General features: G+C 71.0%; 23 protein-coding genes. 9 read left to right on the forward strand and 14 right to left on the reverse strand.

Going from position 1 to position 26,625, the window contains the following annotated elements; genetic code table 11:
* The first annotated feature begins 133 nt into the window (after positions 1–133).
* From BMY74_RS37240 to BMY74_RS37250, 3 genes are read left to right on the forward strand one after another with little or no spacing between them, the layout of a single operon-like run.
* Positions 134–937, forward strand: coding sequence for an SDR family NAD(P)-dependent oxidoreductase (locus BMY74_RS37240; protein WP_089924655.1), 804 nt, complete (start codon positions 134–136; stop codon positions 935–937).
* 2 nt (positions 938–939) lie between these two features.
* Entirely contained in the window at positions 940–2,067 is a 1,128-nt protein-coding gene (locus BMY74_RS37245; protein ID WP_089924928.1) for a DUF5938 domain-containing protein, read from the forward strand.
* The gene (locus BMY74_RS37250; RefSeq protein ID WP_089924658.1) at positions 2,067–3,605 is read left to right on the forward strand and encodes an acyl-CoA synthetase; all 1,539 of its coding nucleotides are present in this window, start codon (positions 2,067–2,069) and stop codon (positions 3,603–3,605) included. The genes BMY74_RS37245 and BMY74_RS37250 overlap by 1 nt, the downstream gene beginning before the upstream one ends.
* On the opposite strand, the gene BMY74_RS37255 is transcribed toward BMY74_RS37250, so the two are convergent.
* On the reverse strand, positions 3,589–4,344 hold the full coding sequence (locus tag BMY74_RS37255; protein WP_089924661.1) for an SDR family oxidoreductase: 756 nt from the start codon (positions 4,342–4,344) through the stop codon (positions 3,589–3,591). The two genes, BMY74_RS37250 and BMY74_RS37255, sit on opposite strands and share 17 nt — an antisense overlap.
* Before the next feature lie 80 nt (positions 4,345–4,424).
* Between BMY74_RS37255 and BMY74_RS37260 the strand changes: the two genes are divergently transcribed.
* On the forward strand, positions 4,425–5,033 hold the full coding sequence (locus tag BMY74_RS37260) for a TetR/AcrR family transcriptional regulator (RefSeq protein WP_089924663.1): 609 nt from the start codon (positions 4,425–4,427) through the stop codon (positions 5,031–5,033).
* Here the strand turns inward: BMY74_RS37260 and BMY74_RS37265 are convergent.
* From BMY74_RS37265 to BMY74_RS37285, 5 genes are all read right to left on the reverse strand, one after another.
* Complete coding sequence (locus BMY74_RS37265; protein ID WP_245786578.1) at positions 5,030–8,038, reverse strand: MGH1-like glycoside hydrolase domain-containing protein; 3,009 nt, start codon at positions 8,036–8,038, stop codon at positions 5,030–5,032. The genes BMY74_RS37260 and BMY74_RS37265 overlap by 4 nt on opposite strands.
* 24 nt (positions 8,039–8,062) lie before the next feature.
* Complete coding sequence (locus BMY74_RS37270) at positions 8,063–9,220, reverse strand: glycosyltransferase (protein ID WP_089924668.1); 1,158 nt, start codon at positions 9,218–9,220, stop codon at positions 8,063–8,065.
* Between the two features lie 317 nt (positions 9,221–9,537).
* Positions 9,538–11,034 (reverse strand): alpha/beta hydrolase, encoded by a 1,497-nt coding sequence (locus BMY74_RS37275; RefSeq protein ID WP_089924671.1) that lies wholly within the window; start codon positions 11,032–11,034, stop codon positions 9,538–9,540.
* A gap of 115 nt (positions 11,035–11,149) precedes the next feature.
* The gene (locus BMY74_RS37280; RefSeq protein WP_089924674.1) at positions 11,150–12,343 is read right to left on the reverse strand and encodes an epoxide hydrolase family protein; all 1,194 of its coding nucleotides are present in this window, start codon (positions 12,341–12,343) and stop codon (positions 11,150–11,152) included.
* A gap of 164 nt (positions 12,344–12,507) precedes the next feature.
* Positions 12,508–12,828, reverse strand: coding sequence for a hypothetical protein (locus BMY74_RS37285; protein ID WP_143091856.1), 321 nt, complete (start codon positions 12,826–12,828; stop codon positions 12,508–12,510).
* 83 nt (positions 12,829–12,911) lie between these two features.
* On the opposite strand from BMY74_RS37285, the gene BMY74_RS37290 reads away from it, so the two are divergent.
* Positions 12,912–13,148, forward strand: a complete 237-nt coding sequence (locus tag BMY74_RS37290) for a hypothetical protein (protein WP_089924679.1) — start codon at positions 12,912–12,914, stop codon at positions 13,146–13,148.
* A gap of 168 nt (positions 13,149–13,316) precedes the next feature.
* Here the strand turns inward: BMY74_RS37290 and BMY74_RS37295 are convergent, their stop codons facing one another.
* The 3 genes from BMY74_RS37295 to BMY74_RS37305 all read right to left on the reverse strand — a co-directional run bounded on the left by BMY74_RS37295 (position 13,317) and on the right by BMY74_RS37305 (position 15,910).
* Positions 13,317–13,724, reverse strand: coding sequence for a hypothetical protein (locus tag BMY74_RS37295; protein WP_089924682.1), 408 nt, complete (start codon positions 13,722–13,724; stop codon positions 13,317–13,319).
* A gap of 105 nt (positions 13,725–13,829) precedes the next feature.
* Complete coding sequence (locus tag BMY74_RS37300) at positions 13,830–14,717, reverse strand: SDR family NAD(P)-dependent oxidoreductase (protein ID WP_089924685.1); 888 nt, start codon at positions 14,715–14,717, stop codon at positions 13,830–13,832.
* Entirely contained in the window at positions 14,714–15,910 is a 1,197-nt protein-coding gene (locus tag BMY74_RS37305) for a zinc-dependent alcohol dehydrogenase (RefSeq protein ID WP_089924931.1), read from the reverse strand. Before BMY74_RS37305 ends, BMY74_RS37300 begins: the two co-directional genes overlap by 4 nt.
* A 210-nt stretch (positions 15,911–16,120) precedes the next feature.
* On the opposite strand from BMY74_RS37305, the gene BMY74_RS37310 reads away from it, so the two are divergent.
* A complete protein-coding gene (locus BMY74_RS37310; protein ID WP_218159869.1) occupies positions 16,121–16,696 on the forward strand; it encodes a class I SAM-dependent methyltransferase in 576 nt (191 codons plus the stop codon).
* Here BMY74_RS37310 and BMY74_RS37315 read toward each other — a convergent pair.
* Positions 16,683–17,363 carry a TetR/AcrR family transcriptional regulator gene (locus BMY74_RS37315; RefSeq protein ID WP_089924688.1) on the reverse strand — a complete coding sequence of 227 codons (681 nt, stop codon included), beginning with the start codon at positions 17,361–17,363 and terminating at the stop codon, positions 16,683–16,685. The two genes, BMY74_RS37310 and BMY74_RS37315, sit on opposite strands and share 14 nt — an antisense overlap.
* A 52-nt stretch (positions 17,364–17,415) precedes the next feature.
* Between BMY74_RS37315 and BMY74_RS37320 the strand changes: the two genes are divergently transcribed.
* Both BMY74_RS37320 and BMY74_RS37325 read left to right on the forward strand, forming a co-directional pair.
* Complete coding sequence (locus tag BMY74_RS37320) at positions 17,416–18,825, forward strand: MFS transporter (RefSeq protein ID WP_281245035.1); 1,410 nt, start codon at positions 17,416–17,418, stop codon at positions 18,823–18,825.
* Between the two features lie 91 nt (positions 18,826–18,916).
* A complete protein-coding gene (locus BMY74_RS37325; RefSeq protein ID WP_245786579.1) occupies positions 18,917–20,278 on the forward strand; it encodes an alpha-amylase in 1,362 nt (453 codons plus the stop codon).
* A gap of 52 nt (positions 20,279–20,330) precedes the next feature.
* Here the strand turns inward: BMY74_RS37325 and BMY74_RS37330 are convergent, their stop codons facing one another.
* From BMY74_RS37330 to BMY74_RS37345, 4 genes are all read right to left on the reverse strand, one after another.
* On the reverse strand, positions 20,331–21,464 hold the full coding sequence (locus BMY74_RS37330) for a S1 family peptidase (protein WP_089924697.1): 1,134 nt from the start codon (positions 21,462–21,464) through the stop codon (positions 20,331–20,333).
* 157 nt (positions 21,465–21,621) lie between these two features.
* Positions 21,622–22,722 (reverse strand): zinc-binding dehydrogenase, encoded by a 1,101-nt coding sequence (locus tag BMY74_RS37335; protein WP_089924700.1) that lies wholly within the window; start codon positions 22,720–22,722, stop codon positions 21,622–21,624.
* Positions 22,719–23,132, reverse strand: coding sequence for an acyl-CoA thioesterase (locus tag BMY74_RS37340; protein WP_089924703.1), 414 nt, complete (start codon positions 23,130–23,132; stop codon positions 22,719–22,721). Before BMY74_RS37340 ends, BMY74_RS37335 begins: the two co-directional genes overlap by 4 nt.
* A 21-nt stretch (positions 23,133–23,153) precedes the next feature.
* Positions 23,154–25,532: a helix-turn-helix transcriptional regulator gene (locus tag BMY74_RS37345; RefSeq protein WP_089924707.1), complete on the reverse strand. Its 2,379-nt coding sequence runs from the start codon at positions 25,530–25,532 to the stop codon at positions 23,154–23,156.
* A 202-nt stretch (positions 25,533–25,734) separates the two neighbouring features.
* Between BMY74_RS37345 and bdeA the strand changes: the two genes are divergently transcribed.
* A complete protein-coding gene (bdeA, locus tag BMY74_RS37350; protein WP_245786587.1) occupies positions 25,735–26,571 on the forward strand; it encodes a bis(hydroxyethyl) terephthalate hydrolase in 837 nt (278 codons plus the stop codon).
* Positions 26,572–26,625 lie beyond the last annotated feature (54 nt).

Genomic DNA, 26,625 nt, shown 5'->3' on the forward strand with positions numbered 1-26,625 from the left:
CCTCGCAGCCTACCGCTCACTGCGACAAAGCTTGACCACCCGTCCAAAAAATCTTGGACAGTCGTCAAGGAAAAACTTGACGACTGTCAAGGAATAGCTAGTGTGTGAGCCATCTCACCGAGGAGGCGACTCAATGACGAGTTATCAGCTGACAGGCCGAAAAGCGCTGGTCACCGGGGGTGCACGAGGTCTGGGCGCGGGCATGGCCGCGGCTCTCGCGGCCGCCGGGGCGTCGGTCCTGATCGGCGACGTCCTGGAGGACGAGGGCAAGCAGACCGCCCAAGCCCTGCGCGACTCGGGCGCCACGGCGGAGTTCGTGCCGCTGGACGTCACCGACGACGAGAGCTGGGCCTCCGCGGTGAGCACGGCGGTCGACGCGATCGGCGGGCTCGACATCCTCGTGAACAACGCGGGCATCGAGATCACCAGCCTGATCACCGAGCTCGTCCCCGCCGACGTCCGCAAGATGCTCGACGTCAACGTGCTGGGCACCGCGCTCGGCCTGAAGCACGGCCTGCGGGCGATGCGCCCCGGCGGTGCGGCGGGCAACGGCGGCTCGATCATCAGCATCGCGTCGGTCGCGGCGACCATCGCCTTCCCCGGCATCAGCGTCTACTCGGCGACCAAGTCCGCCATCGACCGGCTGACCAGGGTCGCGGCGGCGGAGTCGGGCAAGCTCGGCTACGGCGTGCGCGTCAACTGCATCTACCCCGGCCTCACGCCCACCACGATGGGCAACCAGCTGGCCGTCGACTGCGCCGAGCTGGGTCTGTTCCCCTCGGTCGAGGCCGCCGTCGGCGCCGTCGTGGAACTCACGCCGCTCGGCCGGCTCGGGCAGGTCGACGACATGGCGGACGCGGTGGTGTTCCTCGCGTCCGACGCCTCGAAGTTCATCTCCGGAGCGGGGCTTCCGGTCGACGGCGGAATGGGGATGTGACCGTGCCTACGGACAAGCCTGTCGTCGTATATGGAGCCTCCGGCTACACCGGACGCCTGATCTGCGAGTACCTGCGCGAGTACGGGATCGAGTTCCTCGCCGTCGGCCGTGACGGCAAGAGGGTCAAGGAAGCCGTCGACGCGGTGCCCGGCATCGAGACGGTCTCCTACGACGTCGCGGAGGTCGAGCACTCGGAGGAGGCGCTCACCGAGGCCTTCACCGGCGCGAAGGTCGTGCTCAACACCGTGGGCCCGTTCTCCCGCTACGGCCACGAGGCGGTGAAGGCGAGCCTGAACGTCGGCGCGCACTACACCGACACCAACGGCGAGCAGGACTGGATGATCGACGCCGACGCGCAGTACGGCGCCGCGTTCGCGAAGGAAGGCCTGCTGCTCTCCCCCGGCATCGCGCAGATGTACACGGTCGGCGAGATCGCGGCGCAGATCTGTCTGGAGCAGCCCGGACTGGACACCTTGGACATCGGGGTGTTCTGGAAGGGCTATCCGACGGTCGCCTCCACGAACACGATCCTCACGAACGCGGCGTTCGCGAAGGCGTACTACCTGGAGCAGAACGAGTACGTGGAATGGCCGCCGGACGCGGGCCTCTACGAGCTCGTCGTGCCCGGCCAGCACGAGCTGGGCCTCGCGCTGCCGTGGGGCGGGACGGCGCATCCCGTGTGGTTCAAGAGGGATCCGCGCGTCGCGTCGGTGCGGGCGCTCGGCGGCGTGTTCAACCGGCCGTTGATGCTCGGTGTGCCGCAGATCGTCACGGCCGCGCTCGCCGAGATGGAGGGCAAGACGGACGAGGAGAAGTACCAGATCGTCGACGCGTTCTCGGCCCAGGTGCGCAGCGAGATGCCGCCGCGCGAGAACCCGCGGATCAACATCTCCCTCGACTCCGTGCACGCGTCGGGCCCGCTGGGCCGTGCGTCCTGCGTGATCCACGGCAACTGCAACTACAAGCAGACGGCGTTGCTGAACGTGCACGCCGCCGTGCACCTGTTGCAGGACGCGCCCCGCCGCGTCGGGTTCGCCTCGGGCTGCCAGGCGTTCGGGCACCGGGAACTGCTGGGCGCGCTGCGCTCGTTCGGTCTGGTCCTCGACCCGATCGTCGAAGTGCACCGCTGATGCGTCTCAGCGACTACCTCGACAAGGGCGCGTCGCTCGGCGGCGACGCGCCCTGTCTCACCTTCGACGGCGTCTCCCACAGCTACGCCGAGGTCCAGCGGCGCTCCTCGCTCGTCGCGGGGGCGTTGCAGGACAGCGGGATCGCCGTGGGAGACCGGGTCGCGGTGCTGTCCGCGAACGACCCGCTGGCGCTCACCTGCGTGTTCGCCATCTCCCGCGCCGGGGCGGTGTGGTGCCCGGTCAACCCGCGCAACGAGGCGGCGGAGAACCGGGAGCTGCTCGACCTGTTCGGGTGCCGGTGCCTGTTCTTCCAGGCGAAGTTCGCGCCGCTGGTCGAGCGCATCCGCGGCGACCTGCCCGCGCTGACCACGCTGGTGTGCCTGGACGGCGAGGTGGAGGGCGCCGTCACCTTCACCGACTGGCTGTCGCGGCACGGACGCGAGCCGGAGCCGGTCGAGGTGTCCGACGACGACCTCTGCGTGCTGGCCGGAACCGGCGGCACGACCGGGCGCCCCAAGGGCGTGCGGCTGACCGGGCACAACCTGGAGACCGCGACCGCCCTGACCCTGATGGGGTACCCGATCAGCCACCGGCCCCGCTACCTGGCGCTGGCGCCGCTCACGCACACGGCGGGCGTGCTCACGTTCCCGATCATGTCGCGGGGCGGCGAGACGGTGATCATGCCGGCACCGGACCTCGGCGAGTTCCTGCGGCTGATCGAGCACCACCGGATCACGCACGCGTTCCTGCCGCCGACCGTGATCTACGGCCTGCTCGACCACCCCGCGCTCGACTCGACGGACCTGAGTTCGCTGCAATGCCTCTGGTACGGCGCCGCGCCGATGTCCCCGGTGCGGCTGACGGAGGCGTTGCAGCGGATCGGCCCGGTGATGGGCCAGCTGTTCGGGCAGACCGAGGCCCCGAACATGATCGCCACCCTGTCCCCCGCCGACCACTTCCGGCCCGACGGCTCGATCGCGACCGAACGCCTGTCCTCGGCGGGGCGGCCGACGCCGTTCACGCAGGTCGCGATCATGGCGCCGGACGGGGAGCTGCTGCCGGTGGGCGAACGCGGCGAGATCGTCGTGCGCGGGCCGCTGGTGATGGCCGGCTACCACGAGAACCCGGCGGCCACGGCCGAGGTGAGCGCGCACGGCTGGCACCACACCGGCGACATCGGGTACCTCGACGCGGACAACTTCCTGTTCATCGTCGACCGCGCCAAGGACATGATCATCACGGGCGGCTTCAACGTGTACTCGGCCGAGGTCGAGCAGGCGTTGCAGGCGCACCCGGCGGTGCAGGACAGCGCGGTGGTCGGCCTGCCGGACCCGAAGTGGGGCGAGCGGGTGACCGCCGTAGTCCAGCTGCGGGCCGCCGGGCACACCGACCCGGCCGCGTTGATCGCGTTCGTCAAGGAGAGGCTGGGCGGGGTGAAGGCGCCGAAGCAGGTGGAGATCTGGCCGGACCTGCCGCGGTCCAAGGTGGGCAAGGTGTTGAAGGCGGAGATCCGGGAACGGCTCAACGCCGGGAGCTGACGCGGGCCTCCAGGTCGGCGAGGTGCTCCTCGAACGTCCGAGGCGCCTCGCTGAACGGCCCCTGCGGCAGCAGAGCCCCACCGGTCATCGCCCTGCCGACCCGCCCGGGCAGCTGCACGGGGATCAGCACCTTCCGGTCCCCACGAGCCCGGGCGATCCGCTTCGCCATCTCCTCCATCCGCCACTCCGCGGGCCCGGCGATCGGCTGCACCAGACCGCCCGGCCGCTCCACCAGTTCCACGAGCCTCGCCGCCACGTCGAGGGTCGCGACCGGGCGGCACAGCATCTTCGGCACCACCACGAACGGCCCGCGCCCGTCGAGCAACGGCTCGGCGAACTCGTGGAACTGGGTGGCGCGCAGGATCGTCCACGGCAGCGGACCGCCGCCGACCAGCTCCTCCTGCTTCCGCTTGCCCTTGTAGTAGCCCGTGTCGACCTCGTCGAGGCCCACGATCGACAAGGCGACGAGGTGGCCGACGCCGGCCCGCACGCCCGCGTCCAGCAGGTTCCGCGTGACCGTGCCGAAGAACTCGACCGCGGCCTTCTCCCGCAACGCCACGCGGTTGCTGACGTCGATGATCGCGTCGCACCCCTTCAGCCGCTCTGCAAGACCGGCCCCGGTGGTGAGGTCCACGCCGGTCGACCGGGACAGGACCACGGCGTCCTGACCGGTCCGTTCCAGCTCCGCCACCACGTGCCTGCCGACGGCACCCGTTCCTCCGGCCACTGCCACGCGCATCGCTGCTCCTCCTCTGACGTCGTCACCAGGGGGACGAGGTGGCGCTGCGCTTTGTGACAGGCCCGGTAGCGTTCGGAGTCGTGGAACCTGTCGCGCTGCCGCTGGGCCGTCCTCGCGAGGAGCGGGCCGACGCCGCGCGCAACCGCGCCCACCTGATCGAGGTCGCGCGGGAGATGGTCGCGGAGCTCGGCGCCGACAAGGTCACGATGGACGGGCTGGCCGAACGCGCCGGGCTCGGCAAGGGCACGGTGTTCCGGCGGTTCCGCACCCGTGCGGGCATCTTCCTCGCGTTGCTCGACGAGGAGGAGACGCGCTTCCAGGAGCAGCTGATGAGCGGGCCACCGCCACTCGGGCCGGGAGCGCCCGCGGTCGAGCGGCTGGTCGCGTTCGGACGGGCGCGGATCGAGTTCCTCGTCCGGCACACCGTGCTGGCCCGTGCGTCCTTCGACCCCGGCCAGCCGGTTCCCGCCGGGGACAGCCCTTCGCGGTTCCACGTGCAGATGCTGCTGAGCGAGGCCTGCCCCGCCGACGCGGCGAGCGGCGCGCTGGCGGTGCAGCTGGTGGCGGCGCTGGAGGGTCCGATCCTGTTCTACCTGCGCAGCCAGGACGAGAACGCGCTCGACCAGCGGTCCGTGGTGACCGATCTGATCACCGGCTGGACCGTGCTGGTCGAGCGCGTCTGCGGTTAGTTCCTGGCGCGCACCGTGAAGCGGTCGATCGTCAGCGCGCCCGCGTCCAGGCGCAGGCCGAGACCCGGTGCCCAGCCCGCGACCACCGCCGGGTCCACGACAGCACCGATCGGCGCTGCCCGCAGCAGCGTCCACCGGTTGTCGTGCTGCTGCCAGCTGGTCAGCTGACCGCCCTCGACCACGACGGCGAGCCGGTCGCCCGCCGCCCAGTTCAGGGTCGCGCAGCAGCCGCCGGTGGCCTCGTCACCGCGCCGGACACCGCCCACCGTCACGTCGACCCCCGAGGCCTTGCCCGCGTTGTTGAACCAGGCCAGGGCGAAGTCCCGGTTGCCGGCGGTCTGGCCGAGGAACAGGCTGTCCTCGGGCGCCGACCCCGCGAACGACCGGGGTTCGACGACCACGGCGGTCCCGCGCGCGTCCCCGGCCACCGGCGCGGCCAGCACCGCGCCGGCACGCGACCCGGCGCTCGCGGTCAGCACCCCGTTCGCCACCCCCAACGCCGGTGCCGGCTCACCGAACGGGCCGTCCACCCGGTAGCCGCGGTCGGTGTCGAACGTGTCGTCCCAGAGCACCCTGCCGTAGTCGGCGGGATCGAACACGCTCTGCGCCGACCCCACCGCGGAGCTTGCACCGCTCTCACCGGAAGCCGTTGCCAGCAACCGGATCGGCGCCCGCTCACCCAGCCGCAGACCGGGTGCGGTGACGCGCCACCGGGTCACCAGGCTCTGGCCGGACGCGAGCTGTGCCGCGTACGCCGACGTGAGCGGCGTGGCCGTCCAGCCCGGCGGCACGGCGAGCGCGGCCTGGACCCCGCGCAGGAGTCGTTGTGCCGTCAGGGTCGTGGTCGTCTCGACGGCGCCGCCGCGGATCGCGAGGTCGTCCGGCACGACGGCGGTCAGTCCGGTGACGGGTGACCGCCACGACGAGAAGGCGGTGATGCCCACGGCCCCGCCGTCCGCCCGGCGCGGCAGGATCCGCACGCGGGACGTGGTCAGCGCTGGCTGCACCAGGACGCGGTTCACCTGGCGGGCCACCGGTTGCGCGGGACTTCGTTGCTGACCGGGAATGTCACGCCATTGGCCGTCCCAGTACTGGAGGTCGAACGTCGTCGGCACGCGCACACCTCCGCCGTCGTCGTAGAACGCCACGCGCAGATCGGAGATCGTCGTCGGCGCGCCGAGGTCGACCTCCAGCCAGTCGGCCGCGTTCGGGCTGCCGTACGACGTCCAGCGCGTGCCGGGCACGTCGAGGTGGAAGTCCTGGCCGTCGATCGCCTTGGTGGGCGGGTCGGCGCTGTAGCTGTACGAGGCGCGGGCCGTGGGGAACCCGGTGCGGCTGACGTTCGCGAAGTCGTCGACCTGCTCCTGCAGGTCCGCACCGGTCCGCGCGGGGATCGTCAGGTTCACGGCCGTGAGCCCGGTCTGGGTGTGCTTGAGCGTGCCGTCGACCCAGACGCGCAGGCCGGCGCCCTTGCCGTACTTGCTGCCGTCCCTGTCCCACAGCACCGTGAGGTTGTGACCGTGGTACGGCACGTTCTCGGCGGCGAAGTGGCTCCAGGAACTCGGGGCCAGCGGCGCGATCCGCACGGTGTTGCCGAGCTGCGGCCGGATGCCGAGGAGTCCGGACAGGACGTTGTCGTTGAACGTCGAGTGGTTGTAGTCCTCGCTGTGGCCCTTGCCGTCGTAGATCCAGCGGTTCTCGTCGGGGTGGTGGGCCTCCGCGACGTACGGCTGGCCGTTCTTGCGCTGGGTCAGCGCGTAGCCGCGCAGCACGGACAGGTAGTCGTCGCGGTCGACGTAGGACTGGGCCGGGTAGTCGATCAGCAGGTTCGCGAGCGCCGTCAGCGTCTGGCTGGTGGCGTACGGCCAGCTGGGACCGTTCCAGCGGCAACACCCGTTGAGCGCGTCCTTCATGAACCACGGGCTGCGCCGTTCCGCGGTGGTCGGGCCGTACACGGCCGCGAACCCCTGCGGGTCGGTGAGCTGCGCCCACGCCGCGCTGTTCGCCGCCGGGGGCATGTGGAAGTACCAAGGCACGAAACCGATCGACTCGCGGTCGGCGAGCTTCGCGCGGTTCGGGTTGTCGTCGCGCATGACGTGCTTGTAGAACTTGCCGGCGTCGTCCCAGAGCCACTTCTCCTGGTTGGCCTTGAGCGCGTCGGCGGCCTGGTCGTACTGACGTGCCGCGTTCGCGTCACCGCGGGCCCGGTAGAGCTCGGCGATGGTCCGTGCGTCGCCGTACTGGTAGGCGTTGAGGGTCGGCCGGAAGCCGTCGCCGCCGTGGTAGGGGTCCGGGCTCTGGTAGGAGCTGGCCGTGTACTCCATCGCGTCCCACACCGGGGTCTGCCAGTACAGGCCGAGGTCCTGGTTGAACTGCGGCGACCAGCGCTGCCACTGCCGCACGAGTTCGGGCAACCGGTCGGTGGCGAACCGCTGGCGGCCGTCGACCGCGGCGCGCGCGGCCACGGCGTCGGCGGCCCAGAACGAGTACTGGTGCGCCCAGTCCGTGGTGTTCTCGTTGAGGAAGTCGGTCGCGGGCTTGGGACCGGCGCCCGAGCCGCGCAGCCAGTAGTCGACGTAGTCGTCGAGGTAGCGGTGGTCGCGCAGCCAGCGGCCCTCGTAGACGTGGTGGCCCGCCGCGGCGACGATGCCGCCGTTCGGTGCCGAGTAGCCGACCGGGCCGAGGAACTCGGACACGATCCAGCCGTCCTTCGGGCCGGTGTACTTGAGCGCCTCGCGGTAAGTGCGCCAGCGGTAGTAGTAGGTGTCGCGGATCTCGCGGTCGGGCAGGTCCACGAACGGGATGTTGGCCTCGTACCAGGCCGACTCCGGGACGTTTCCGAGCAGCTCGGCGTGGTTGAGGAAGTTCGTGCCCGCGCCGACGGACGGGTAGAGGTCCGCCGCGAGCGCCTCCCGCTCCGTCACCGGGTCGAGGCCCGCCGTCGCAGGCAGGGTCGTTGAGATCGTCAACGCCGCCACCACGAGCATCGTCATTGACACGCGCATGTGCTCATTGAACTGAGAGCGCTCTCAACGCGCAATACCCAACAAAGTCCGACACACCTCGACAGGACATCGAACATCGGCGATCGTCGCGGCCGCCCGAGCCGCCGAGCGGGCGAACCCCGGCTCGTCGAGCACCCGCGTCACGGCGTTCCGCAGACCCTCCACAGTGGACGGCCGGACCACGAGGCCGCTCCCCTGCCGCGCGACCCGGCAGGCCATCTCCCACTGGTCCCCACCGCCGGGCACCACCACGACGGGAACGGCGGCGCGCAACGCCTTGACGAGCATCCCGTGCCCGCCACCGCACACCAGCACGGACGCCTGGCCGAGCAGCTCGTCCTGCTTGCCCGGCCCCGACCGCGCCCACCCGGGAAGCCCGGCCGGCGCGGGCGCGAAGGTCGACACCACGGCACGCAAGTCCCGTCCCTGCAACGCTTCCAGCGTCATCTCGGCCATCCCCCGCGCCCCGGTCCACGCCGTCGACGGGGCGATCACCACCAGTGGGGCGTCACCGGGCGGCGGCTCCAGGGCCTCCCGGCTCGCCTCCCACAGCAACGGCCCGACGACGTGCGCGTCGCGCGGCCAGTCCGGGCGCGGCACCTCCAGTGCGGGCAACGTGGCGATCAGCCGCGCCGCCGGGCCGGGCTCCTCGCCGGGAAGCCCGATCCGCCGCCGCACAACGGCACGCTGCCGTGCGCCCTGCCGCAACGACCGCGCCGTCAACGCCCGCAGCACCGCGTCCCGCAGCCTGCCGCGCACGCCGGTGCCGGGCTCCAGCCCGCTGCCCATCGGCGGCAGCCACCTCGACGGCTCGTAGAGCGGGTGCGGCGACAGCTGAACCCAAGGCACCCCGACGAGTTCGGCGGCCATGCCCGCCCCCAGCGCGAGGACGTCGCACACCACCAGGTCGGGTTCCAGCGCGGTGAGGTGCGGGACGAGCGCCATCGCCAGTTCGCCCGCCTGGTCGTGCAACGCGAGCCCGAGGTCCGGCGCGTCCTTCAGGTCCCCCAACGACAGACCCGTGACGCGCGAGGCCGCGATCCCCTCGGACCGGGCCGCCCCGACCCAGCGGTCCCCGGTCAGCAGGACCGGCGTGTCCCCGGCCTCCGCGAACCGCAGGCACAACGCGATGGCCGGCACCACATGGCCGGGGTCTCCCCCGGAGACAACGACGACTCGCACGCACCGGATCCTCGCGCACGGCCTGATGATCCGCGTGCTGCAACTGGGCGTGGCCCGCGACTTCCGCCGCCTGCCAGCCGATCAGCGACCAGGGCTGATCAAGGACGGACGCGGTCCGTCGCGCAGCCGACGATGAGCATCGCCATGACGGCTGCGAGCGCGTGGTCACCGCTCAGCGCACACGCGCCGGCGATTGTGATCCAGAGCACAAGCCTCATGGATCGAGGTTAGGGACCGTACGACGATCGCCGCATCTCATTTGGGGAAGGCTTGATGGTCTCTTAAGCGAAACTGGAAAATGGGACGTACTGGAACGGCTACTCGCGCTGTCGGCCAGGCACGGCCGCCCTTGCGGGACAGGTCACGTCGGCTGCCGGGAGCACGCCGGTGGCCAGGTAGGTGTTCGCGATCTCGGTCGCGCAGGTGTTGCCGGCCTTGTAGACACCGTGTTCAGGCGCGCCTTCGACCTTCACCAGGCGCGACGCCCGCAGTGCGCGGCGCATGCCCTCACCCGGCGCGAGCGGGGTCGATGCGTCCCACTCGTTCTGCAGGAGCAACGCCGGCACGTCGTTGCCCACGGTCAGGTCCGGCTCGGTCGGCGGAAGCGACCAGAAGGCGCATGCCCTGATGTTGGCGTCGAAGTCCCACGAGATCGGGTAGAGCTTCCTCAGCCGGGCGAGGTCGTCGAGGTACGGCTGCTCTCCTCGTGGCCAGGTCGTCGTGTCGTTGCACAGGACCGAGGTCAACGCCGAGGTGTAGCTGTCGTCCTCGCCGGCCCCGGTCGGGACGCTGAGCTGATGGGGTTCGCCCGCCAGGGCCCTCCTGAGGTCGAGGAGGAAGTTCGCACCCGTCGGCTCCCTCGCGGAGAGGAGGTTCATGGTGGAACGGGCGTGCTGCTCGGTGAACCTGGCCCCCTTCACGATGAGCGGGGTGCGCTCGAGTTGGTCCACCATGTCCCAGAAGGTGCGCTCGACGGCCGCCGGGGTGTCGCCGAGGCGGTAGGTCGTGTCGCGTGCCGCGGCCCACTCCGTGAAGTGGGTGAAGCGTTGGGCGGCCGCGGCGGTTCGCTCCTCGTAGACCTTCTTCCAGACCCTCGCGGGATCCACGTTGCTGTCCAACAGGAACCTGTCGGACCGCTGGGGGAAGAGCTGGGTGTAGACGGCGCCCAGGTACGTGCCGTAGGAGGTGCCGAAGTAGGAGATCCTGTCCTCTCCCAGCAACTCCCTGATCAGATCCATGTCCCTGGCGGTGGCACGGGTGGAGATGTGACCGGCGGTAGGACCGGCCGCGGCGCACTTGTCCGCGACGGATTTCGCGGCGGCCGCGTGCTGCGCGAACTTCGTCGCGTCGTAGGGGATGTCGGACACCGCCTCGGTCCCGACCAGCCCGCAGCTGATCGGTGAGCTGCGGCCGACGCCTCGGGGATCGAAGCCGATCAGGTCGTACTGGTCGAGAACGTCCCGGGGTAGGTTGCTGCTCCAGAACCACGGATTCTTCAGACCACTGAGTCCTGGCCCGCCCGGGTTGAAGAACAGCACACCGCGGCGCTTGGCCGCGACGGCCGTGGGGAACCGGGAGAACGTGATCTTCATCGAGCCCGACAGCGGGTGGAGGTGGTCGATCGGCGCATCGACGGTGGCGCACTGGAACCTGGGCTCGGCCGGATAGCACGTCGTCCACTCGACGGCCTGACCGGTGAACCGCTCGGGCAGTGGCGGCACAACGGCGGGCCCGCTCGGGTCCGCACCGCTCGCGGGGTTCGCCGGCGAGGCGGTCAGGCATGCGACGGTGAGAGCGGCGGTCAACGGCGCCACGACCCACCGCCTCCAACCTCGAAATGCGTTCACCGTGAGATCCCTTCACATGACTGACCTGACGTCGGTGTCCCGCTTGTGCACGTCGCCGGGGGACGCCGGCGTGGCGAAGCTTTCACGACGCGTTCAGCGCGAACCACGAGTACCGCGGGCAGGTGCGGTCGACCCTGCGGAACGCGCGCCGGAGCTCTCCGGTCAACAGTTCCGGCTGTTCCCATCCCGGGAAGTGACCACCGCGGTCCACCTCGTTCCACTGGATGAGGTTGCTGAAGCGCCGTTCCGCCCACTGCCGGGCGATCGGGTAGGGCTCGGCCGGGAACAGCGTGCAGGCCGTGGGAACCGTCACCTGGGACTCGGTCTCGTCGTCCTCGAGGCCGGGAGCCCACCGCTTCGTCTCGCGGTAGCAGCGGGCCGTGGAGGCGGCGGTGCCGGTGAGCCAGTACAGGGCGATGTTGTCGACCTGCTGCTCGACGCTCACGCCGCCGCCGGCCTCGGGCCGTGTGTCGGAGGACGCGACGAGCTTCTCGCCGAGCCACGAGGCCAGGCCCACCGGCGAGTCCTGCAGGGAGTAGGCGAGCGTCTGCGGCCGGATGCTCTGGATCGGCTCGAAACCGAAGCCGTCCACCAGGTGCCGCTGGTGGTGGTCGAACACGCGGCGGTCCGCGTCCCGGGGGTTGACGCGGTCCTCGGGGGTCGCGGAGGCCAGGGGCATCGTCAGGTGCAGGCCGATCACGCGTTCGGGGAAGAGACGGGCGAGCTCGATGCTGACGAACGCGCCCCAGTCGCCTCCGTGCGCGGCGAAGCGCTCGTAGCCGAGCGCGGTCATGAGCTCCGACCAGACCTGTGCGGTCCGGCAGGGACTCCAGTCCTGGCCCAGCGGCCGGTCGCTGAACCCGAAGCCCGGCAGGGAGGGGATCACGAGGTGGAACGCCTGGTCCGCGGAACCGCCGTGGGCCACCGGGTCGGTGAGCGGTCCGATGAGCGTTTCGAACTCGAGCGGGGAGCCCGGCCAGCCGTGCGTGAGGACCAGGGGAACGGCGGTGCGCTCCGGGGAGGGCACGTGCCAGAACGCGATGCCGAGCCCGTCGATGTGCGCGCGGTAGTGCGGAATCGCGTTCCACCGCTGCTCCAGGCTTCGCCAGTCGTGCTGCCTCCAGGCGTCCACGAGGATCTCGAGGCGGTCCAGATGCCGGTCGTGCACCGCTTCCACCGGCTCCGGGGTGGGGAGCCGGGCGAGATCGAGCCGGAGGCGCAGATCGGTCAGGTCCTGCTCCGGAACGCGGACGGGGAAAGGTTCGATTCGAGGCATTTCAGGTCCTCACCCTTGGGTGTCGCTGCGCCACTCAGCGTAGAGTGATCGATACATACAGATCATCCAGGGGGTTGTTCGGAGCAGTTGCGCGGTCGACTGCCGACTCGATCGGATCATGCGGTCACGGGCGTCGCGCCGCAGCCGGTGCCGCCCTCCACCTCTCAGACCTTCGGGGTCGCGCGGCCGCCCAGGTGGACGTACGGCTCCTTGGTGGGGAGCCGGTAGAACGTCACAGGCAGCCAGGAGGTGCCGGACCGCTGGCGCGCCAGGAAGTGGTCGTCCGGGCCGGGCAGCAGTTCGCCGTCGAAGATGGTGGGGTCGGGGTACAGGTCGGCCATCGCGCCGGTCGCCGTCATGCGCAGGCGGGGGCCGTCGTCGGTTCCGGTGACGTCGATGCGCACGCCTGCGCGCTCGTAGGCGCCCGCGTGTGGAGTCACGTCGAAGGGTGGCGCGGGCTCGACCGGGGCCACCCTGGGCGGCACGGTGACGCCGGCCTCCTCCGCGAAGATCTGTGTGAGCAGGTCCTGGTGGAGGGGCTCGGCGACCTCGCTGGCTCTCGGCCGAGATGGTCCGGTACTGGGGTTCGTTCGTCCGCCAGGGCACCCCGGACGCGCCGGGCCTCGCGGCCTGGCAGGGAATCCCGAAGGGGCAGGTGATGGTCCTGCGGACCGGTGGCAGTTCGGCGGTGAGCTCGGAGGAGTTCTCCGCCGCGCACCACTGCGATCTGTGGAGCAGCATCGACTACCGGTGGCTCGACCTGGATCCGGGCGAGTTGGCGCGCCAGGTCGGGGTGGGGCTGTGACGCCTTTCTGAGCGCCCCCGGAACGAGGCGGCTTCGGTGCCGGCGAGTGCGGCGGGAAGTCCGGGGTGGGTTCGATGCACACTCCATTTCGGACTTCCCGCCGCAGTGGCGCCCGAGTCACGTCGATCGGTCTGCTCGGTGGCTGACCAAGCTCGGTGACGTTCGCGGTCACCGCCTCCGCTGCAGGAGCTTCCACAGCAGCAGCACGACCGCTGCGGCACCGGCCGCGACCACCGCCGGGTGCCGGCGAGCCTGGTGCACGCGTTGCTGGACGGGCTCGGGCAGCGCATCGACCGCCTCGATCGCGGCCACACCGACCTGGGTCGCCACAACGCCCGCCTTCTCGCCGACCTGACCCGCGATGACGGTCGCCTTCTCGCTCACCTGGCCGGCGATCGTCTTCGCGTTCTGGCCGACCTGCGCGGCCTTCTCGGCGGCCTGGGAAGCGACGTCCGCCGCCTTCTGGACGGTCGAACCGGTAGCGGTCCCCTTTCCGGTGTCACCGAGATCCCGCCGCGTCCGGGCGCCTTCGGCGCGCAGGTCGTCCGCACCGGCGGGAACGTGCTTGTCGGTCATCGGTATGCCCTTTCGCTGACGGTGACAACGTCTTGCTCGATGTCCACCTCTACCCAAAAGGACGGCCGTGTACGCCTGCTGTTCGACGGACGCCGTCGCGCGCGCTCACTGGTCGACGGGCCACCGCCCGTGCGCCCCTTCTCCGGCCGGGTGCGGCTCGAACACGTTTCCCCGCGTGGGCGCGACAGCCTTCCTCGTCAGCGCCGCGATGCGGAAAAGGGGCCCGACGAGCAGGTCGTACAGGCCGGGCAGGAACCGGAATCCCGCGATGACGAGCGGATTTCCCGGACCGACCCGCACGGAGACGTTCCGCCGTGGACGGTCGGCCAGCCGGACGATCGCGGCGGCGACCCGTTCGGGACTCAGGACCGGGACCGGCGGCCGCGCCGCGTGACCGGTGTAGTTGGCGGCCTGGTAGTACACCGGCGTGTTGACGCTGCCGGGACTCACGATGCACACGTGCACCTGTGGCTCGTCGCGCGTTTCCTGCTGCAGCGTGCGCAGCACGGCGCGTTGTCCCCATTTCGCGGTGGAGTAGGCGCCCATCTGCGGCACGGTGATCGAGCCGAGCAGCGAGTTCACGCCGATGAAGACACCGGCGCGCTGGCGGCGCAGAACCGGCAGGACGGCCTGTGCGAGGTGCAGCGTTCCGTGGATCGCGGTGTCCACGACGGAGGTGAACACATCCGGTGGCATTCCTTCCACGCTGCCATAACCCATCGTCGTCGCACTGTGCACGACGACGTCGATCCGCCCGTGGCGCTCGAGGGTCTGACCGACGATCCGGCCGGCGCCGCCGGGATCGCCGATGTCGTCGACGATGACGTCCACCCCGGCGATTCCCGTCTCCCGGCACGCCTTCTCCGCGGCGTCGAGCGCCTCACCGCTGCGGGAGACCAGGACCACGGCATCACCGCGGGAGCTGAACGCCACCGCGGCGGCCAACCCGATCCCGCTGCTCGCTCCCACCACGAGGACCACCCGGCCGGTCATGGGCTCAGCACGACCTTGACGCAGCCGTCGCTCTTGGCGCGGAACATGTCGTAACCCCGCGCGGCCTCGGCGAGCGGGAGGCGGTGCGTGGTCAGGTCCAGCGTGCCGAGCGGATCGGCCGGATCCAGCACCAGCGGCAGGATCTCGTCGGTCCACCGGCGCACGTGGGCCTGCCCCATCCGCAGCTGGATCCCGCGGTCGAACATCTCCATCATCGGCATCGGGTCCTGCTCGCCGCCGTACACACCGGACACCGACACCGTGCCACCGCGGCGCACACCCTTCAGGGCGGTGTGCAGGGCGTCGAGGCGGTCCAGGGCGACTTTGTCGATCACCTTCTGGGCGAGGCGGTCGGGCAGCAGCCCGGCGGCTTTCTGCGCCGCGGCGACCAGACCTCCACCGTGGGCCTCCATCCCGACGGCGTCGATGGTGGCGTCCGGTCCACGTCCGTCGACCATGTCGATCAACGCCGCCGCCACCTCGTCGGAGCCGTCGAAGTCGTCGAGGTCGACGGGTTCGGCCCCGTGCCGCTCGGCCAGCGCCAGGCGTTCGGGAACCCGGTCCACGCCGATGACGCGGCCGGCGCCGAGCCGCCGGGCGATCCGGACGGCGAACTGCCCGACCGGACCGAGTCCGAGCACGGCGACGGTGCCGCCGGGTGGGACGTCGGCGTAGCGCACCGCCTGCCATGCCGTCGGCAGGATGTCCGACAGGAACAGGAACTGCTCGTCGGGTGTGCCGTCCGGGACCACGATCGGCCCGAACTGCGCCTGCGGTACGCGCAGGTACTCCGCTTGGCCGCCGGGAACCGAGCCGTAGAGCGAGGTGTAGCCGAACAGGCTCGCGCCCTTGCCCTCGGCGCGCACCTGCGTCGTCTCGCACTGCGCGAACAGCTCGCGCTCGCACATCCAGCAGTGACCGCACGAGATGTTGAACGGCACCACCACCCGGTCGCCCACCTTCAGGTGACCGCTCGCACCGGAGCCGACCTCCTCGACGACGCCCATCGCCTCGTGGCCGAGCACGTCACCCGGCTTCAAGTAGGGCCCGAGCACCCCGTACAGGTGGAGGTCGGATCCGCAGATCGCGGTCGAGGTCACCCTGATGATCGCGTCGGTGGGCTCCTCGATCCGGGGTTCCGGCACGTCGACGACCTCGACCTTCTCGTTGCCCTGCCAGGTCAGCGCCTTCATGACCGCGCCACCTCCCCCACCGGCGCGGTGGGACTTGCGAGCGTGGTCGGCGATGCGGACATGGCCGCCGTCGAGCAGGTGGTCCGGGGCATACGACTTCTCCTCCTGGCTGCTGGGTGACAAGACAGCGATACCCCCCGAAATCGACTCAAAACCGTTTCATGCTCCGCGGGACCCGGGCTACCGTTGATCTTGAGCCACACTGCAAGCGTGACAACGCGAGAGTTCTGGGACCGGCACGCCGCGACCTTCGACGACGAGCCGGACCACGGGCTGCGCGAACCGCGGGTGCGCGACGCCTGGGCGCGCCTGCTCCTGCCGCTGGTGCCCGCCGGCTCGTCCGCGCTGGACCTGGGGTGCGGCACCGGCAGCCTGTCGGTCCTGCTCGCCGAGGCGGGTCACGACGTGCACGGCGTGGACCTGTCCGAGGAGATGATCAAGGCCGCGCGGGCGAAGGCGTCGGCGGCAGGCCTGTCGATCGACTTCGCCGTCGGCGACGCCGCCCACCCGCGAGGCTCGTTCGACGTGGTGCTGGCGCGGCACCTGTTGTGGGCGTTGCCGGACCCGGCCGCGGCGCTCGGGAGGTGGGTGTCGGTGCTGAGGACCGGCGGCGTCCTCCTGCTGGTCGAGGGCCGGTGGTCGACCGGGGCCGGGCTGACCGCCGACGAGACCCGGAGGCTCGTCCTCGGGGTGCGCGCCGAGGCCGAGGTCACCCCTCTCACGGACGAGGACCTGTGGGGGCGGCCGATCGCGGACGAGCGCTACCTGGTCGTCAGCCGGCGCTGACCAGCATCGACCGGATCGCGAACTCGAACCGCTCGTGCCCCTCACCCGAGTTCAGCTCGTCCACGTGCGCGGAGATGCACGGGAAGTGGCTCGCCGGCAGCATCCGCAGCCGCTCCAGCACCTCCCCCCGATCCACCTCCCCGCGCAACGACGACTCGACCGTGTACGCGCTCACGTACAGCAGCACGGCGTCGATCGTCCACGCCGCCGCCCGCGGTGACACGCCGCCGGCCAGGAAGATCGCCAGCAGGCCCTCGGTGATCCGGAGGGTGTCGAGGTTCGCAGGCGGCGCGGACAGCGCCGCCCGCGCGATTCCCGGGTAGCGCAGGAACTGGTCGCGCAGCTGCCCGCACACGTCGAGGACCTGCTCCCGCCAGCGGGCGGCGTCGGGCTTCGGCGGGACGACGTTCCTGCTCAGCGCGCCGATCAGCAGGTCGTCGAGCTCGGCCTTGTTGCGCACGTGCGCGTAGAGGGAGGCCGGGCCGGTCTGCAGGGCGGCGGCGACGCGGCGCATGGTCAGCGCGTCGAACCCCTCCGCCTCGACCAGCGCCAGCGCCGTGGCGACGATGCGCCCGACCGTGATCGGTTCCTTGCGCGCCGGGGTCTGCTGGTCGAGCGAGGCGATCTGAGTCGCCCACTCCTCGCGGGACGAGGCCTTCCTGTTCATGTCACCACCCTACCAGTTGACCCGAACAGTGTTCGTGAGTAGAACAGTGTTCGTGACAACTCACGTCGTAACCCCACCGCGATCGCTGCGGGAGGCGTGGATCGCCCTCGCCGGCCTGTCCGCGGTGTTCCTCTTCGAGATGCTCGACAACTCGATCCTGAACGTCGCGCTGCCCACGATCGGCCGCGACCTGCACGCCTCGACGACCGCTCTGCAGTGGGTGTCGAACTCCTACGCGGTCGTGTTCGGCGGCCTGATGCTGGTGTTCGGGGCCGTGGCGGACCGTTTCGGGCGGCGCCGCGTGATGCTCGCCGGGCTCGCGCTGCTCGGTGCCGCGAGCCTCGCGACGCTGTTCGTGACGTCCGTGGGCGGGCTGATCGCCGTGCGGTCGGTGATGGGCGTCGCCGCCGCCATGACCACGCCGGGCTCGATCGCGCTGGCGTTCCGCCTGTTCCAGGGCGACGATCTGCGCGTCCGCGCGATGACGCTCATCTCCACCGTCGGCCTGGTCGGTCTGGCGATCGGTCCCCCGCTGGGCGGGTTCCTGCTGGCCGTCGCGCCCTGGCAGGCGTTGCTGCTGGTGAACGTGCCGATCGCGGTGCTCGCGTTCGCCGGCATCGGTCGTGGCGTCGGGCCTGACACCGACCTGCACCGCGAGCCCGCCGACTACCTCGGCGGAGTGCTCGGCACCGTGACGATCGTGCTCGCCCTCGCCGTCCCGACCCTCTTCGTCGAGGGGTCCTCGCTGGCGTGGGCCGCCGCCGCGCTCACTGTCGTCGCCGCGGTGGCGTACGTCGTTCGTGCACGCACGGCCAGCCATCCGCTGCTCGACCTCAAGCTTGTCGCGCATCCACTTGTTTCCGCAGGTCTCGCCTACAAGGCCGCGACCGGGCTGGCGGCGGCCGGCCTCACGTACCTGGTGACGCTCCAGTTGCAGCTCGACTGGGGCTGGTCCCCCGCGCTCGCCGCCGCCGGGATGCTGCCGCAGGTCGTGGTGCTGATCGCGGCCGGTCCGGTGGTCAACCGGTTCGTCGAGTGGGCCGGTCTGAACCGCGGCGTCCGGCTCGGGTCTCTCGCCGTCGTGGCCGGACTGGCCGTGTACGCGCTGTTCGGCCGCCTGGGCTACCTGCCGGTCGCCACCGCCCTGGTCCTGGTCGCGATCGGAATCCGCGTGGTCGGCGCCGTCGCGGGGGTCACCGTCCTCAAAGGCCTGCCGGAGAACCGGACGTCGATCGGCGCCGCCCTGGTCGACACGGCGTCGCAGGTCACGTCGGCGGCGGGAGTCGCCGTCAGCGGGACGGTGCTCGCCGTGCTGTTCGCCGGCGGCATCGCGCAACCGGGCTGGAGCGCCGGGCAAACGGCGCGGTTCGAGCAGGCGGTCACGGTCGGCGGACTGGCGCTGACGGCGATGGCGGCGGCACTCGCCGGATGGGCGTACGTCCGCTCGCGCCGCGCGCACTAGGCCGAATTGCGCCAGAAAGTTCTTGCAACGCTTTGCCCGGTGTGTCCGCGGGTGCTACCACATGGGTGAACCCTGCAAACAAGGAGACAACGTGGTTTCCTCGGCTTTGCGCACCATTCTGGCTGCGCTGCTGATCGTCGGACTGTCCGCACCGGTGCAAAGTCTTGCAGCGCCACCGGGCGCGAAGGACGTCACCGTCACACTGTTCCAATGGCCGTTCGCCCGCGTGGCTTCGGAGTGCACGAACGTGCTGGGCCCGAAGGGCTACGGCTACGTCGAGGTGTCACCCGCGACCGAGCACATCCAGGGTCCGCAGTGGTGGACCACCTACCAGCCCGTCAGCTACAAGATCGCCGGGCGCCTCGGTGACGAGAACGCCTTCCGGAACATGGTCACCACCTGCCACAACGCGGGCGTGAAGGTCATCGCGGACGCGGTGATCAACCACATGAGCGCCGGGTCGGGCACGGGCACCGGCGGCACGAACTACTCCAAGTACAACTACCCCGGCTACTACAGCGACTGGGACTTCCACTCGTGCCGGTCGGCCATCAGCAACTACCAGGACCGCTACAACGTCCAGAACTGCGAGCTGGTCAACCTGTCCGATCTGAACACGGGCAGCGACTACGTGCGTTCGACCATCGCCGCGTACCTGAACCGGTTGATCTCGATGGGGGTCGACGGTTTCCGAGTCGACGCGGCCAAGCACATGGCGGCGGCCGACCTCGCCGCGATCAAGGGGAAGCTGAGCAACCCCAACATCTTCTGGGTGCACGAGGTCATCTACGGCGCGGGTGAGGCCGTGCAGCCCGGCGAGTACACGGGCTCGGGCGACGTGGACGAGTTCCGCTACGCCTACGACGTCAAGCGGATCTTCCAGAACGAGAACCTGGCCTACCTGAAGACCTTCGGGCAGTCGTGGGGCTTCCTGCCCAGCGGCCAGGCGCGGCCGTTCGTGGACAACTGGGACACCGAGCGCAACGGTTCCACGTTGACCTACAAGGACGGTTCGACCTACACGCTCGCGAACGTCTTCATGCTGGCGTGGAACTACGGTGCGCCGCAGGTGTACTCGGGCTACGAGTTCAGCGACAAGGACGCCGGCCCGCCCGGCAACAACGTCTGCTACAGCGGCTGGAAGTGCCAGCACGCCTGGACGCAGATCGCGAACATGGTGCAGTTCCGCAACACCGTGGCGGGCACGGACGTGAACAACTGGCAGGACAACGGGTACGACCTGATCGCGTTCGGCCGCGGCAACAAGGGCTTCGTCGCGATCAACCGCGAGACGTTCGCGGTGACCCGCACGTTCCAGACCGCGCTGCCGGCCGGGAGTTACTGCAACGTCCAGGAAAACGGCTGCGTGCGCGTGACGATCGACTCGCAGGGCCGGTTCACCACAACGCTCGGCGCCGGAACCGCGCTCGCGTTGCACGTGAACGCCCGTTAATGGATCACCGGCTGTCCACCGCGCGAAGCGGTGGACAGCCGGGAGTTCCTCATCAGGCCGTGTGCAGCCTCAGGCCGTACACGTTCAGGATCTCGTTGATCGGCTGGAACCAGGTGCGGCCGCCGCTCGAGCAGTTGCCGTACCCGCCGGACGTGACGCCCTGGGCCTGGTCACCGGTGATGAACGAACCACCGGAGTCGCCGCCCTCGGCGCAGACCGACGTGCCGACCATCTGGTAGACGGCGCCCTGCGCGTAGTTCACGGTCTCGTTGCGGCCCTGGATCACGCCGCAGTGCCAGCGCGTCGTCGAGCCGGAGCGGCACACGGAGGTGCCCACGGGCGCCTCCCACGAGCCGCGGACCAGCGCGTCCGGCACGGTGCCCCAGCCGAGCACGACCGGCACGGTCCACCAGCCGCCGCCGGTGCGCACCCACGCGTAGTCGTTGCCGGGGAACGAGGAACCGGCGAAGTTGCCCTGGAACGAACGGTCCCAGCCGTAGACCGCCGCGCCGCCGCCACCGCAGTGGCCCGCCGTGACGTAGCCGCCGTGCACCGAGAAACCGATGGAGCAGCGGACGTTGCCGGTGTAGTACGGGTCGCCGCCGACGGTGCCGGCCGCGAAGGTCTGCGGCTGCTGCACGCCCTCGGTGTTCACGGTGATGGCACCGTACTGACGTGCCTTCTCCAGGAAGGAAGCCACTTCCGCGGTCTGCTTGCCCGCCTCGACGTTCACCACGACGGTCCCGGTGCGGGGGTCGGGGCGCCAGCCCGCCACCGCGGCCGGCACGGAGCCGGTCGCGGACAGCGCGTCGAGGCGGTTCTTGTGGGCCGCCATGGAGTTCGCCGAGCGGCTGACGACGACCGCGTCGGCGCCGGTGGCCTCCACCTTGCGGGCGGCGGCCTGGTCGGTGACGGCCACGACCAGGCGGTTGGTCGCCTCGTCGAACCAGCTGCCGGCCAGTGCGGCACCGGCCTCGCCTTCGGCGCGCGGCGCGAGCTGCGACGCGCGGTTCTCCTTGTCCAGGCGCAGCCGCGCCTGGGATTCGGTCAGCCCGAACGCCGAGCTCATCGCGGTGAGCAGGCCGGGTGACAGTTCCTTCTCCGACGCCTGGGCCGGAACGGTGAACGTCGTCCCGACCAGCACGAGCGCCAGCGCGGGCACGATTCTGGGCACGGTGAAGCGCATGCTCTTCTCCTTGTCCGTGCAGGGATCGCTTCCGCCCCGTTGCGAGAAGCGACGAACATGAGAGCGCTCTCACCGTGCAGCAGGAAAGCAGCGGTGGTCAACACCTGTTACCGGAGTTGTCCTGCCCGACAATTGACCGAATGGGCGAAAACGGGCATCACCGCATCACGACGACCTGGCGCACGGCCTCCCCGGACGCGAGCTTCGCGAACCCGTCGTTGATCTCGCCGAGCCCGAGCCGCCCGGACAGCAGGCCCTCGACCGGCAGCCGTCCCGCGCGATACAGGTCGACGAACCGCGGCACGTCCCGGCGCGGCACGCACGAGCCGAGGTAGCTGCCCTTGAGCGTGCGTTCCTCGGCCACCAGGTTCAGCGCGGGCAGGCTGACGGTCCGGTCGGGGTGCGGCAGGCCGACCGTGACGGTGGTGCCGCCGACGGCCGTCGCGGCGTAGGCCTGTTCGAGCACGGCCGCCACGCCCGTGGTGTCGATGACCTTGTCCGCGCCGCCGCCGGTCAGGTCCCTGACCTGCGCGACCACGTCGGGGCCGCCCGCCGCATCGTGCGTCGCGCCGAGGGTGAGGGCCAGCGCGCGCTTGTGCTCGACCACGTCGACCGCGACGACCTGGGTGGCGCCCGCCGTCACGGCGGCGAGCACGGCGGCCAGGCCGACACCGCCGAGCCCGAACACCGCGACCTTCTCGCCCGGCTTCACGTCGGCGCTGTAGAACGCCGCACCGGCACCGGTCAGCACCGCGCAGCCGAACAGCGCGGCGATGTCGAGGGGGAGGTCGTCCGGCACCTTCGTGGCGGACCGGTCGGAGATCACCGTGTACTCGGCGAACCCCGACACGCCGAGGTGGTGGTGCGGGCGCGTGCCGTCCGGAAGGGTCCATCGGCGGGCACCGCTCAGCAGGGTTCCGTCTCGATTGGCCGCGGCACCCGGCTCGCACAGGGCCTGGCGGCCCGACGCACAGCGGCGGCAGGCGCCGCACGCGGGGACGAACGACAGCACGACGTGGTCGCCCGGCGCGAACTCGGCGTTCGGACCGGCCTCCACGACCTCGCCCGCCGCCTCGTGGCCGAGCACCATGGGCAGCGGCCGGATGCGCGAGCCGTCAATCACGGACAGGTCGGAGTGGCACAGGCCGGTGGCGTGCACGCGCACCAGCAGCTCACCGGGTCCCGGCGGGTCGAGTTCGAGGTCGACGACCTCGAGCGGCCCGCCGACACCCGTCAGCACCGCGCCTCGGGTCTTCACGCCACCACCAGTCCTTCCATCGCCGTGCGCAGGGTCGCGGGGATCTCCACCGGCTTGCGGGTCGCGCGGTCCACGAACACGTGCACGAAGTGGCCCTCCGCCACGACGTCCTCGCGTCCGTCGAAGAAGAACCCGACCTCGTAGCGCACGCTCGATCGGCCGAGGTGCCCGACGCGCAGGCCAGCGTCGAGCGACTCCGGGAACGAGACCGAGGCGCGGTAGTTGCAGTGCGACTCCACGCACAGCCCGATCTCCTGCCCGGCCTGGATGTCCAGCCCGGCGCCGATCAGCCACGTGTTGATCACGGTGTCCATGAACGCGTAGTGGACGACGTTGTTCACGTGGCCGTAGACGTCGTTGTCCGCCCACCGGGTCGGAATCCGCTGCCAGTGCCGGTACTTCTCGCGCAAGCTTCCATCCTCTGCCGTAGGTCAGACGCTGTCGTCGAGTCTCCTGGTGAGCTCGACCCTCGACCGCACGCCGAGCCGCGCGAAGATGTTGCGCAGGTGGTGCTCGACGGTGCGGTGGCTCAGGAACAACCGCGCGGCGACCTCGCGGTTCGTGGCACCCTCGGCGACCAGCCGCGCGATCTGCGCCTGCTGCGGCGTCAGGCTCGGGTGGTCCTTCGGTTCGCCGGTGGAGTCACCGGCAGCGCGCAGCTCGGCGCGGGCGCGGTCGACCCAGTGGTCTGCCTGGTAGGACTGGAAGATGTGCACGGCGTCGCGCAGGTGTTCGCGCGCCGCCTTGGGCTTGCGCCCGCGCCGCAGCCGGTTCCCGTACAGCAGCTCGGTCTTGGCGAGCTCCAGCGCCGTGCCGCTGGCCCGGTGCAGCCGGATCGCCTCCTCGAAGTGCTCGTCCGCCGTGCCGCTCTCGAGCAGGCCGTGGCAGCGGTGCGACAACGCCAGGCGCGCGGTGCTCCCCGTCGACCCGGCCCACCTCTCGTACGGCTCCAGCGCCCTGTCCCCCGTGGACGGTCTGCCGCAGGCGACGGCGGCCTCCACGACGTGCGGCGCGGCCATCACCTTGATGCCCGCGTGCCCGGGGTTCAGCCGAAGCCGCTCCAGCGCGTCGGCGGGCCGGTCGCGGGCGAGGTCGACGCACGCGAAGGCCCACGCGCCGAACGTGCCGGGCCGCGTGAGCCCGCGCTGGGTGATCTGCTCGGTCGCGGTGTCGATGCGGTCGAGCGCCGTTTCCGAGTCGCCCCTCAGCGCCGCGAGCAGCGCGAGGATCGTCAGGTGGTCGACGACGGCGTTGTGCTGGCCGATCGCCGTCGCCGCGTGCACGCCCTCGGTCGCCGCCGTCAGCGCCGCCGCGTGCTGGTCCAGCAGCAACGCGGACAGCGCGCGGTACACCAGCGCCCACGGCACGAGGGCGGTGAAGCCGCTCTCCCGCGCCGCCGTGACCGCGCTGGTCGCCATCTCGAACGACCGGGTGGCGTCCCCCAGCACGTAGGCGGCCTGACTCCCCCAGATCCGCGCCTGCGGTCCCGGCACCTGGTCGGCGAGGCCGACCACCGAGCGCAGCGCGGGCAACGCCTCGTCGTGCCTGCCGTCGAACGTCGCCAGCATCCCGACGAGGTGGTCGAGCGTGAGCCGGGTCGCGGCCGGCTCGTCGTGCGCGCGGATCTCCCTCGCGAACTCGGCGACGGCGGTGTAGCGGCGGTGGTCCCCGGCGATGCTGGCCGCCTCACCGGCGAACCCGAGCGCGGCCACCGCGAGCTCGCGCCGGGTGCCAACCAGGCCCTTCGCCGCGCGGATCAGCCGGTCCGCGGCCACGTCCGGGAGGCTCTCGCCGAGGTCTATGCCGCCGACGACGAGGTCCATCAGCGCCCTGAGCTCCGGGGTGGCGGTCATCTTCGTGGCCGTGCGCAGGACGGCCCGCGACCGGTGCGGCGCGCCGTGCGCCCAGTGGTCGGCGGCGGCTCTGAGCAGGTGGTGCGCCTTCTGCTCGGGATCGGTCGTGAGGGTGGCCGCGCGGTCGTGGTCGCGGGCGGCCGTCGCGAAGTCGCCGCACCGGCGGGCGTGCTCGGCGTGGGCGGTGAGGACGTCCGCGAGCCCGGCGTCACGGGTCAGGACGGCCTGGTGCCAGGTGCGGCGGCTGCCCGGCGGCAGGGTCTCCGCGAGCTCGGCGTGAGCCCGTCGCCGCTGCGGGAGCGGCACGTCGAGCTGGAGGGCGGACCGGATGAGCCTGCGCCGGTCGAACAACGGCCCGGCCTCGGTCACCGCGTCCAGGTCGAGCGTCTCGGCGTCGACCTCCTCGTCGACCGCGGCCAGCGCCACGACGTGCTGCGCCTGCGGCGACAACGACTCGAACCGGGCCCGCCACCGCCGGCGCAGCGAGCTGTTCTCCGGCAGCACGTCCGGCGCCGGCGCGATGCCGCCGAGCTGCGCGGACGTGAGCGATCCCGCCAGCTCGACCAGCGCCAGCGGGTTGCCGCAGGCGAGGTCGGCCAGGTCCGCGGCGAGGGTGGAGGGCAGTCCGGGCCTCAGGTCGTGCAGCACCCGGACGCTCGTCTCGGCGTCCAGCGGGTCGAGCGTGACGCTCGGCAGCCCGCGTGGCTCCCCCTCGGTGGCGATGAGCAACACGGCCCGTGTGTCGACGACTTCCCGAGCGAGCGCGACCAGATCGTCGTCGACTTCGGCCACCTCTACGCACAACAACGCGTCGTAGGTGCCCCTCACGGCGTTGAGCAGCGACGTCTTGCCCGAGCCGGCCTCTCCGCGCAGCACGAGCACTCCGCCGCGCCCAACGCGCGCACGGTCCACCAACGCGTCCACGGCGACGCGTTGCGGCTCCCGGCCACGCAACATCGGCCCAGTCTTACGGCGGAAACCGCTCCACCGGAAGAGGGAACGGGCAAATTCACCTACCACCGTTAGTTTTTCGGTCGAAGCTGTTCACCGAGACCGGTGGTTGCACCGATGCGCACCCGGTGACCGGGGTTGCAGTGTCGAGGTCGTCCCCCCGTTCTCCCTGTCGAATGAGGTGTACAACGCCGTGCAACTCCGAACCCTGCTCCCCGTCGCACTGACCCTGACGCTCCTGGGCGGCACAGTCGCCCAGGCCGCCGACAACCCCTACGAACGCGGGCCCGCCCCCACCAACTCGAGCATCGAGGCACTGCGCGGGTCGTTCGCCGTGTCGGAGACCTCGGTGTCGTCACTGGTCGGCGGCTTCGGCGGCGGCACGATCTACTACCCGACGAGCACCTCCGCCGGCACGTTCGGCGCGGTCGCCATCTCCCCCGGCTACACGGGCACGCAGTCGAGCATCTCGTGGCTCGGCCCGCGCCTCGCGTCCCAGGGCTTCGTGGTCTTCACGATCGACACCAACACGATCTACGACCAGCCCGACAGCCGCGCGTCCCAGCTGCTGGCCGCGCTCGACTACCTCACCGGCCAGAGCAGCGTGCGCTCGAGGATCGACTCGTCGCGCCTCGGCGTGATGGGCCACTCGATGGGCGGCGGCGGCACCCTGCGCGCCGCGAGCCAGCGCCCGGCCCTGCAGGCGGCGATCCCGCTCACCGGCTGGCACACCACGAAGAACTGGTCCTCGGTCCGCGTCCCCACCCTGGTCGTGGGCGCCGAGGACGACTCCATCGCCCCGGTCGCCTCGCACTCCGAGCCGTTCTACACCTCGCTGCCGTCCACCCTGGACAAGGCGTACCTGGAGCTCAACAACGCGTCGCACTTCGCGCCGAACTCGAACAACACGACGATCGCGAAGTACAGCATCTCGTGGCTCAAGCGGTTCATCGACAACGACACCCGGTACGAGCAGTTCCTCTGCCCGGCGCCGGGGCGCAGCACCCTGATCGAGGAGTACCGGGACACGTGCCCGCACTCCTGATCCGCTGATCGGGGGTCGCGGCGCCGTCCGAGCGCGGGGCGCCGCGACCCTTTC

The organism is Lentzea albida, assembly GCF_900111005.1.
Taxonomy (GTDB): Bacteria; Actinomycetota; Actinomycetes; order Mycobacteriales; family Pseudonocardiaceae; genus Lentzea; species Lentzea albida.